This is a genomic window from bacterium (assembly GCA_030655055.1).
Taxonomy (GTDB): Bacteria; Edwardsbacteria; AC1; order AC1; family EtOH8; genus UBA5202.
Map to the genome: position 1 here is coordinate 1 of JAURWH010000061.1, position 10,054 is coordinate 10,054.

The 10,054-nt window shown below is 56.0% G+C and carries 6 protein-coding genes; all 6 read left to right on the forward strand.

Features of this window, described 5'->3' with window-relative positions; all coding sequences use genetic code 11:
- A partial coding sequence (locus Q7U71_02810; GenBank protein MDO9390684.1) for a DUF4159 domain-containing protein occupies window positions 1–564 on the forward strand: 564 nt, incomplete at its 5' end.
- An 8-nt stretch (window positions 565–572) separates the two neighbouring features.
- Entirely contained in the window at window positions 573–3,938 is a 3,366-nt protein-coding gene (locus Q7U71_02815) for a hypothetical protein (GenBank protein MDO9390685.1), read from the forward strand.
- A gap of 73 nt (window positions 3,939–4,011) precedes the next feature.
- A complete protein-coding gene (locus Q7U71_02820) occupies window positions 4,012–4,905 on the forward strand; it encodes a hypothetical protein (protein MDO9390686.1) in 894 nt (297 codons plus the stop codon).
- A gap of 61 nt (window positions 4,906–4,966) precedes the next feature.
- Window positions 4,967–6,454 carry a hypothetical protein gene (locus Q7U71_02825; GenBank protein ID MDO9390687.1) on the forward strand — a complete coding sequence of 496 codons (1,488 nt, stop codon included), beginning with the start codon at window positions 4,967–4,969 and terminating at the stop codon, window positions 6,452–6,454.
- Between the two features lie 39 nt (window positions 6,455–6,493).
- Window positions 6,494–7,900, forward strand: coding sequence for an aminopeptidase (locus Q7U71_02830; GenBank protein ID MDO9390688.1), 1,407 nt, complete (start codon window positions 6,494–6,496; stop codon window positions 7,898–7,900).
- A 331-nt stretch (window positions 7,901–8,231) separates the two neighbouring features.
- Window positions 8,232–10,054 (forward strand): peptidylprolyl isomerase (locus tag Q7U71_02835; GenBank protein MDO9390689.1); only part of this gene is annotated, 1,823 nt, incomplete at its 3' end.

Sequence of the window (10,054 nt, forward strand, 5' to 3'; positions counted from 1 at the left end):
TACGGCGGCGGCGGCGACTGGTACAACGATCCCGAGGAGGAGATCAATCTGCTGAAGGAATTCTCGGCCCGCACCGGGGTCAGCGTTCAGGCAGGGAAGGTCTCGCTCTCGGCCGCCGATGACGACCTGTTCCTGCACCCCTTCCTGTTCATCACCGGGCATGGGGAGATAAAGTTCACGGCCCGCGAAGTGGAGCGGCTGAGGCTGTTTTTGACCTCGGGAGGCTTTCTTTACGCCGATGACGACTACGGGATGGATGTTTCCTTCCGCCGGGAGCTGAAGCGGGTGTTCCCGGAGGCCGAACTGCAGGAACTCCCGCCGGATTTTCCGCTGTTCACCTGTTATTATGATCTCTCCGCCGGACTGCCCAAGATCCACGAGCACGAAAAGGGGCGGCCCAAAGCCTACGGTTTATTTTACCAGGGGCGGCTGGTGGTCTTTTACACTTTTAACACAAATATTTCCGACGGCTGGACCAACGACCACAACGACCCGCCCGAGACCCGGGAGCAGGCGGTCAAGGTGGGGATCAATATATTGTGGTATGCGCTGACCAGGCCGTGAGATAAGCAGTGACAGACAACAACAACATAGGCATTGTAAATCCAGGACTGAAAGAGGCCGGTCAGAGGTACAGAGTTTCTCTGCTCAGAAAACAGCTGTGGCTGGCGGCGCTCCTTTCCCTGGGCTGGCTGCTTTTATGGCATTGCCTGGATGTGCTGCTGATCCTGCCTTCCGGCGCCAGGTCTTTTGCAGCCAGGTCTTCGCTGTCCCTGGCCGCAGCCGGCGTCATCTACCTGCTCTATCGCCTGTTCAAACCGGCCTCCCCTAAAACTATCGCCGCCATGATCGAAGCCCGGGTCCCGGAACTGCGCCAGGAACTGTCCACCGCACTGCAGTGGGAGGATGCCCAACTGTCCATAGAGGGCTATTCCCCGGACCTGTTACTGGCCTTGCAGGACAAAATGGAAAAAGCGCTGGAACAGCTTGACCACAAGAAAATATTTCCCGGCCCGTCACCGAAACTTAAAGGAGCAGCGCTGGCATTGTCTGCGGTAATGGCCCTGGCCATGCTGATCTGGCCGGGTTCATGCAAACTGACCTGGCAAAGGTTCCATGATCCCAACGGCATCTGCGGCGACTGGGACGGGGTCCAGATCCTGCCCGGTAATGTCCGGCTGGCCCGGGGGGAAAACTTTACGGCGGAGTTGTCTTTGGCCAACCCGGTCAGTTCGAGGTTTGACCTGCTGATCCAGGAACACAACCAGTCTCAAAAAATAAAATTCCAGGATGCCGGCAGCGGCCGTTTGTCCGCCAGGACTGAGAATGTAAGCCAAGCCTTTGGCTACCGCATCATCCAGGGCCGCAGACAGAGCGCAGAATATTCAGTTCAGGTCTACCAGCCCCTGACCCTGAGCGATCTCAGGCTGGAGATATCCCCCCCGGCCTACACCGGCATCCGCCCGTATGTTCAGGAGAACGACGGCAGCATCACCGCACCCCGGGGAACCAAAGTTTCGCTGACCGCCCGGGCCAGCCAGCCCCTGCAGGCAGCCGGGATGATCCACGACGACGGCCTGGTAAGCGATGCCCAGGATATCAAGGATAGTTTGTTCAAGTTGAGTTTTAAGGTTCAAAAAGATTCACGATACCATCTATGGGCCAAAGGCGGGACCGGGGACACCCTGTTGCACGGCCTGGAATATGCCATCACCGCGCTGGAGGACGCCCGGCCCGCCGCCGGGATCCTGGCCCCGGCCGATGAAAGCCCCCTGCTTGAGGGAATGCCCGCCACAGGCGGACTATTGTCCGGCTCTGGAGCATATACGCTGCCGGCGGAGATCCAGCTCAGGTTCTCCGATGATTACGGCTTGAGCCGGGCCGTGCTTCATATCCGGGATACTCAGTTCGAGAAGCTCTACCCACTAAAAATATATCCTGCCGTTTCCGACACCCAGATATTCTTTACCTGGAACAGTTCCGAGTCGTTCCTGCTGCCGGGGGACTCGGTGCTATACTGGGCCGAGGTCTGGGACAACGATGCGGTCAGCGGCCCCAAAAGCTCAAAGTCCAACATCCAGAAATTCCGGGTGCCCACCAAAGAGGAATTCTTCAAGTCGGCGGCCCAGGCCGACTCGGCCTACCAGCAGAACCTGGACCAGGCCCAAAAGCAGAACCAGTCCTTGAAACAGGAGATGGAACGCTTAAGCCAGGCGGTGAAGGAGAACCGCAAGATGGACTGGCAGCAGAAGGCCGCGGTGGAGGAGGCCCTGAAGAAGCAGGAGGAGCTGGTCAGCCGGATGGAGCAGACCGCCGAGCAGGCCCGTCAGGACGTAAAACAGCAGGCCCGTTCGGCAGCTCGTCACGATTCGATCTCAGGGCAAGCCCAGGGCTTTAAGTTCGATCCCCAGACCGTGGAGAAACTGGCCGAGCTGAAAGAGCTGTTTGACCAGGTGGCCAGCGAGGAGATGCGCCGGTCGATGGAGCAGATGCAGCAGGCCCTTCAGAACATGGACCGGAAACAGATAGAGCAGGCCCTGGAGAATTTCAAGCTGTCCCAGGAGGAGTTCCAGCAAAAACTGGATGCGGCCATCTCCTCGCTCAAAGAACTCAAGCAGGAGCGGATGCTGTCCCTGCTCAAACAGGAGGCGGACAGGATGGCGGCGGAGCAGAAGGCGGTCAAGGACAGTCTGGTAAAAGATCCCGGCAAAGAAGCCTCTAACAACCTCAAACAAAGACAGGAACAGCTGGCCAAGGATCTGGAAACCTCACTTCAGCTGATGAACGAACTGTCAAAACAGATGAACGAGGGGAACCGCGAGGCCTCACAGAAGATGCAGCAGTCCATGCAAAAGGCTCAAGAACAGAAGACCGCCCAAAAGATGCGCCAGGCCGGGCAGAAGATGGAATCCAAGCAGAACCGGGAAGCGCAGGAGCTTCAGCAGGAAGCGTTGACCGACCTGACCGAACTTTCGGCCGGACTGCAGAGCGCCAAGAACACCATGGGCTCCCAGCGCAGCAAGGCGGCCTCAAAAGCCATGCGGGACAAGGCCAAGGAATTGATAAAACTTTCCCAGCAGCAGGAACAGCTCAACCAGAGGATCCAAAATAGTTCAGACGACCCGGCCGAGCTGGCCTGGAGACAACAGGTCCTGCAGAGACAGGCTTCCCGGGTCAAACAGAAATTGGACGAACTGACCCGGAAGAACTTCCTTCTTTCGCCCCAGGCGGCCCAAGCATTGCAGGAGGCAGGGAAGCAGATGGGGAACTCCGCCCAGTCCCTTTCCGAAGGTCGGGGCCAGCAGGCCGGGACCAGCGGCAAGGCAGCCCAGGGTCTGCTGAACCAGTCGGCCGCGGCGTTGATCCAGTCCTCCTCCAAAAGCGGTGGGTCCTCGGGGTCCGGCGACATGATGGGCGACCTGGAGGGAATGTCCGGGATGCAGCAGAACATCAACCAGGCCAGCCAGGGACTGATGCCCATGTCCGCCGGGGCGGATGGGGAGCAGGGCGGGATGTCCCAGCAAGCCCGCAGCCAGATGGCCCGGCTGGCCGCCGAGCAGGAGGCGGTGCGCCAGGGGATGGAGGAGTTCAACCAGAAATACGGGGGCCGGCCCGACCAGGCCGGAAAGCTGGACGACCTGGCGCAGGAGATGGAGAAGGTGGTGGAGGACCTGAAGAAGAATAATGTTGACCGCCAGACCATAGAACGGCAGGAGAAGATCTTGGCCAGAATGCTTTCGGCCGGGCATTCATTAAAGGAGCAGGACACTTCTCCCCAGCGGCAGGCCCAGCCGGGAGAATATCAGGCGCCGGGCTTTCCGGCAAAGCCCAACCAGGGAGACCCGGCCTGGAAGAATCTGCCGGACTGGAGAAACCAGCCGTATCCGCTGGAGTACAGGGAATTGCTGGAGAAGTATTATAGGTCGCTGGGGCAGTGAAACACCACAGACGCTCAGTGACACGGAGATTAACTATAAAGTTCTATTGGCAAATAAATAAAAGGAGTCAGCCATGTCATTAAGATTAAACAAAGAAACTATAGGCAATATCACTTTATTTGTGCTTGTGGGTATGATCACAAGTGCTTTATATATTACAGGTGCGTTAGCTCAAAAGTACGGTACCATAGAATGGCGAAAAAAAGAAACAATAAATGAAGGTGCCACGGAAGTATGGAGTAAAAATGGCCAATACCTTTATAAGATTTATATGGGCGACCTGGAAATGACTGGCATAATTGTCAAAATATATGATAAACAAAAAAATGAGATTGGTAATTGGGAATATCTTAAACCAGACGGTGTGCAGAGCTATGACATTTCACCCAATGGTGAGCTATGCCTGATAAATTCCTATAGTAAGACATTGTGGGTGTTAGATAAAAGCGGCAAAATACTTACAATGTTGAAAGGTATTGGTGTTCAAACTGGATTTGGCTGGATAAATAACCGGTTGTTTCATATTACAACTCCTACAGACAGTGGCCGCTCAATAAAAGCCTGCGACAAGATGGGCAATACCAAATGGGTTTGGAATGGTTATACGATATTTGGAAAATCAGATAATTATAAATATTTAATGCTACGTAGCAGGGACGGCAAGCGGATTATTTATATGGATGCAGAAAAAGACAGTGTGCTGTTTTCCAAGGAACTATTTACAGAAAATAATGTCATTGCTGCAGAACAAGTGTTTAATGATGATGGCGTAGTTGTTATTGTTAAAGGGAAATCACAAAACCGCAAGTTGGTATTTCAAGAAGTCATTACTATAAACACGAAAGGTAATATTGTAAAACAAAGCATAACAGAAAAGCCGGATAATTATACTATCAATAAAAATGATAACACAATTATTTTAACCTATAAAAATGGTGCAAAAATACAGATGAGGTATGAGAAATGAAAAAAACAAGCATTATGAAAATGTCTTTAACAATGTAATGAATATAAAACTTACCATATTCTTGATATTTATAACTCTTGCCTTTTCCACCCAGGCTCAAAAACTTGACCAAAAGCTGTGGCAGGAGGCCGTGGCATTGGCCAAGGCCGGCAAGCATTCCGCCGCGTTGGAAAAATACCAGACAGTTTTGAAAACGGTCAAGGACCAAAACCAGTTCCGCCAGGCGGCCACCATCCTCCAGCAGACCGGGGCCAAGGACGAGCACCTGAAGCTATATCTTTGGAGCCGCAAAACCCTGAAGAACAAAAAGGCCTTTGCCCGGGAGTTGGCCGAGATCTACTCGGCCCAATTAAGCTACCCCCAGGCCTTGCCTGAATGGGCCGTCACTTTTGAAACCCTGCCCGATATTGCCCGGCTTAAGATAGAAGAGATCGCCCCGGTGTTCGGTTACCTGCCAACAGCCAAACTGCTGGAGGATGCCGGGGAGTCCAAGAGCGATGCCTGGCAGGCACTGCTGTCCGGGCTTTACCTTAAAGGCTCCGATCTTAAGCGGGCCTGGGACCGCTGCAAAAGGATCTCCGACAAAAATGTTTCGGGAACGATCCTGCGGCGGCTGCTGAATTCCCCCGGCCTTTCCTCCGGCCTGGCCATAGACATCGTAGCTGAATACATCTCCCAAGAGTCCCCGGATAAAATTTACTGGCAGCACCGTCTGGCCGGACTGCTGGCAGAGAACGGTCAAACCGATAAGGCCGAACAGGTCTACCGCAGCATGAAAGACGGCCGGGCCGGGCTGGAGCTGTCCCGGCTGTTGCTGGAGCAAAGCCATAAGGCAGGCGAAGCGCTGGAGATCATCAAAAGCAAACAAAGAACCTGGCCCGATTCTCTGCGGACCGAAAGCCAGCTCCTGAAGGCCCGATGCTTCATCGCCATGGATATGTCCGACAGCGCCAGGACAATTTACTCCGTCCTCGGCGATTCCGCCAAGCCCCTGAAGGTGCGCCAGCCAGCCCTCTTCCATTCCGGGGAACAGTCCCTGATGGAACAGGATTTTGACGGAGCCCTGGCCTTTTACCGGCAGGCATCCCTGCTGGGTTCGGACAACGATGTGGTCAATGATGCCCTGTCACGATTACTCTTGATTAGTGACCATAAAACTGATAAAATAAATCTTTTACAGGAATGGGCCAAAGGGTTCAAGCTCCAGAACCAGTTCAAGTACCCCCAGTCGGAGATATCCTATAAGCAGGTGATCCAAAGCGACACTTTCGGCCAGCTGGCCGACCTGTCACTTTATGGTTTGGCCGGAATGTCTTTAAGCGCCCGGGACCATAAAAAAGCGGCCGAGTACTGGGGCAGACTGTTCAGCACCTCCCAAGACTCCTCTCTGGCGGCCGAGGCCTGCTACCATAGGGGCCTGCTGCTCAGGGACAAGTTATCCGATCCCAAGGAAGCGCTTAAGTGCTGGGAGGAAGGGGTCATAAAATATCCAACCACTTCCTGGGCCGAGCTGATGCGCGAGGAACTGGGCAAGGGGACCAAAAAATGAAGTCAAAAAACAAAAACAAATATAGAGTAAGGAACCATCATGGCTAAAGAGCACAAGCTTTTAATGAACCCCAAGTCGATCTGGGAAACAGCCAAGGAAAGCGACAAGAAAATTTTCTTTGCCCTGGCTAAGGACTATTCTGTATTTTTGGACGAGGGCCGGACCGAACGGCTGGCGGTGGAGTTTTTAACCAAGCTGGCCCAGAAGCACGGGTTCGTGCCGCTGGAGAAGCAGAAAAAATGGCAGGCCGGGGCCCGGGTCTACGCCCTCAATCATAGCAAGAACATTGTGCTGGCGGTGCTGGGCAAAAAGCCCCTGGAGCAGGGCGCCAACCTGATCGCCTCGCACCTGGACGCCCCCCGGGTGGACCTGAAGCAGAACCCGCTCTACCAGGATGATGAACTGCAGATGGCCCTGCTGCGGACCCACTATTACGGCGGGGTCAAGAAATACCAGTGGGTCAACGTTCCGCTGGGGCTGTTCGGCCGGGTGGTCCGCCGGGACGGCTCTTACGTGGACATAGCACTGGGAAAGAACCCGGAAGATCCCTGCCTGGTGATCCCCGACATCCTGCCCCACCTCAACAAGAAGGATCAGTCCGAGCGCAAGGCCGGCGAGGTGATCCGGGGCGAGGAGATGCTGCTGGTCTGCGGCGGGATCCCGGTGGCCGACCAGGACGTCAAGCAGCGGGTCAAGGCCGCGGTGATGGAACACCTGCACAAGCTGTACAAGATGGAGGAAGAGGATTTCGTCAGCGCCGAGCTGGAGGCCGTGCCGCTGACCCCGGCCCGCTTTGTGGGCTTTGACCGGAGCTTTCTGGGCGGCTACGGCCAGGACGACAAGATCTGCTCCTACACCTCGGTCCGGGCCATCTTCGACGTCAAAACACCGGAGCGGACCGCGGTGGCCATCTGCGTGGACAAGGAGGAGATCGGCTCCGAGGGCAATACCGGGATGCAGGCCAATTTCATCGTCAATTTCCTGGGCGACCTGATGGCCTTGGCCCAGCCCAAATATTCCGACAGCAGCCTGCGCAAGTGTCTGGCCAACAGTTTTGCCCTATCGGCCGACGTCAATGCGGCGGTGGAGCCGAACTTCAAGGGCGTGCATGAGATGTCCAACGCCTGCCGGGCCGGATTCGGGATAGCCATCACCAAGTACACCGGCCACGGCGGCAAGGGCGGGGCCAGCGACGCCAACGCCGAGTTCGTGGGGTATGTCCGCAAGGTATTCAACCAGGCCGGGGTGCCCTGGCAGGCGGCGGCTTTGGGCAAGGTGGACGAGGGCGGCGGCGGCACGGTGGCCAAGTACCTGGCCAAGCACGGGATGAACGTGCTGGACTGCGGCCCGGGGCTGTTATCCATGCACTCTCCGTTCGAGCTGGTCTCGGTGGCTGACCTGCATGCTTCGTATCTGGGTTACAAGGCGTTTTTGGCGGCAGGCTGACCTGTTTGCCTTTGCGACCGGCAGACAACCATAAAACTAAAATTCCCTTGAATCCCCGTTCCATTTAAGCTATAATTAAAGGTCAGGGTCTTTAGGAACTTGCAACCCTGACTGAGAGCTTATCCTCAAATAACAATTTGGGCATAAACGGCTGCAAAACCGCCATACGGTGTCACGCTCATTCACCGTATCGCTGAGGATACGCTTCACTCGCGTTCCTTGTCTGGCAGCTTTTCGCGCGTTTATGCTAATCCAAAGCTTATTTAAGGATAAACTCTTAAACTTTTACCAAAAATCCAAGCACAAATAAGCAGCAGGGAGAAAAATCGTTATGGTCATGCAAATGATGCGCCGCAAAATGAAGGCTATCATGTGGGTGGTAGTATTCTCATTTGTGGTGGGGTTCGGCTATCTCATAATGGGAACCGGAAATATGGGAAAAAGGCAGGACAAGCTGGCCCGGGGCATAGCCGGCGAAGTCGGCGGGCAGCAGATCTCCACCCGCCAGTACCAGGAGGCCTTAAGCCGCAGCCGGGAACAGTACCGGGCCCGGTTCGGGGCCGACCCCGACGAGGCCACCTTCCGCCAGATGGAGCAGGAGACCTGGCAGGGGCTGATGGGCACCATGATCATGCAGCGGGCCTACCGCCAGTACGGGATCCGGATCTACGACGAGGAGATCGTGGGCATCATCAAGAACCGGCCGCCCAACGAGCTGATGCAGGACCCCCAGCTTTTGACCAACGGCCAGTTCGACATGCAGAAATACCAGGCCATCATTTCCAATCCCCAGAACCTGGCCTGGCTTAACAATTACGAGAGCCAGCTGCGGGAGCAGCTGCCCCAGCAGAAGCTGAACCTGCAGGTGCTGGCCGGGGTGCGGGTGACGGACCAGGAGATCATCAAAGCCTTTCAGGACCAGAACGAAAAGGTCAAGGCCAGCTTCATCGCTGTTGATCCGGGCCGGTACCTGAACGCCCAGCAGGAAGTGGCCGCCGCCGAGATAGCAGCCTATTACAAATCCCATCAGGACGACTTCAAGGCCCCGGAGAGGGTGAAGATCTCCTTCGTGGCTTTGGTCAAGGAGCCAACCGAAAAGGATCTGGCCGAGCTTAAACTGAAGATAGACGACATTTACTCCCAGGCGGCCAAGCCCGGTGCCAACTTTGACACCCTGGCCATGGAGTACTCCGAGGATCCGGGTTCGGCCGTCAACGGCGGCGACCTGGGCTTCTTTGAAAAGGAGACCATGGACCCGGCCTTTGCCGAGGTGGCCTTCAAGCTTTCGCCCAGGCAGATCTCCAAGCCGTTTCAGAGCAGTTTTGGCTGGCACATAGTCAAGCTGGAGGAAAGAAAGACCGAGGCCGGAAAACTCAAGGTAAGGGCCCGCCACATCCTGCTGCGCATACAGCCGGGCGAGGAGACCCTGTCCCAGCTGCGCACCAAGGCCGAGTCCTTTGCGGAACAGGCCAAGACCGCCAAGAGCCAGGAGGGTTTTGATAAGGCGGCCCAGACCGAAGGATTGCAGGCCACGCCCACCGGCTTTCTGCCCCGGGGTTCCTACATTCCTGGACTGGGCTCATTCCCCGAGGCCCTCAACTTTGCCTTTGACGAAAAGGCCGGGACGGTAAGTCATGTGATGGAGAACGAAGGGGCGCTGGTGGTGGTCCGGGTGCTGGAGAAGCGCAAGGAGGGGATCCAGCCCCTGGCCGACGTGGAACAGCGCATCAAGATGACCATCATCAGGGAACGGGCCATGGACCAGGCCAAGGCCCTGGCCCAGCAGATAAAATCAGCCATCGAAGCCGGGCAGACCATGCAGCAGGCGGCGGCCGCCGCCGGGGCCAGGTTCGACACCACCGCCCTGATCACCCGCGATGACATGGTGCCGGGAGTGGGCACCCGCAATGAATTCTTCGGCGCGGCCTTCAACCAGCCTTTGGGGATGGTCGGCAGCCCGGTGGCCACCGAATACGGGGTATATTTGATCCGGGTGGAAAAGCACATCATGCCCGACCAGGCTCTGCTAAGCCAGCAGGCGCCCCAGATCTCACAGCAGCTGCTGCAGACCAAACAGCGCCAGGCCATGCAGCAGTGGTACAACTATTTCCAGAGCGGACTGAAGATCAAGGATTACCGGGTTTCGGGGATCTA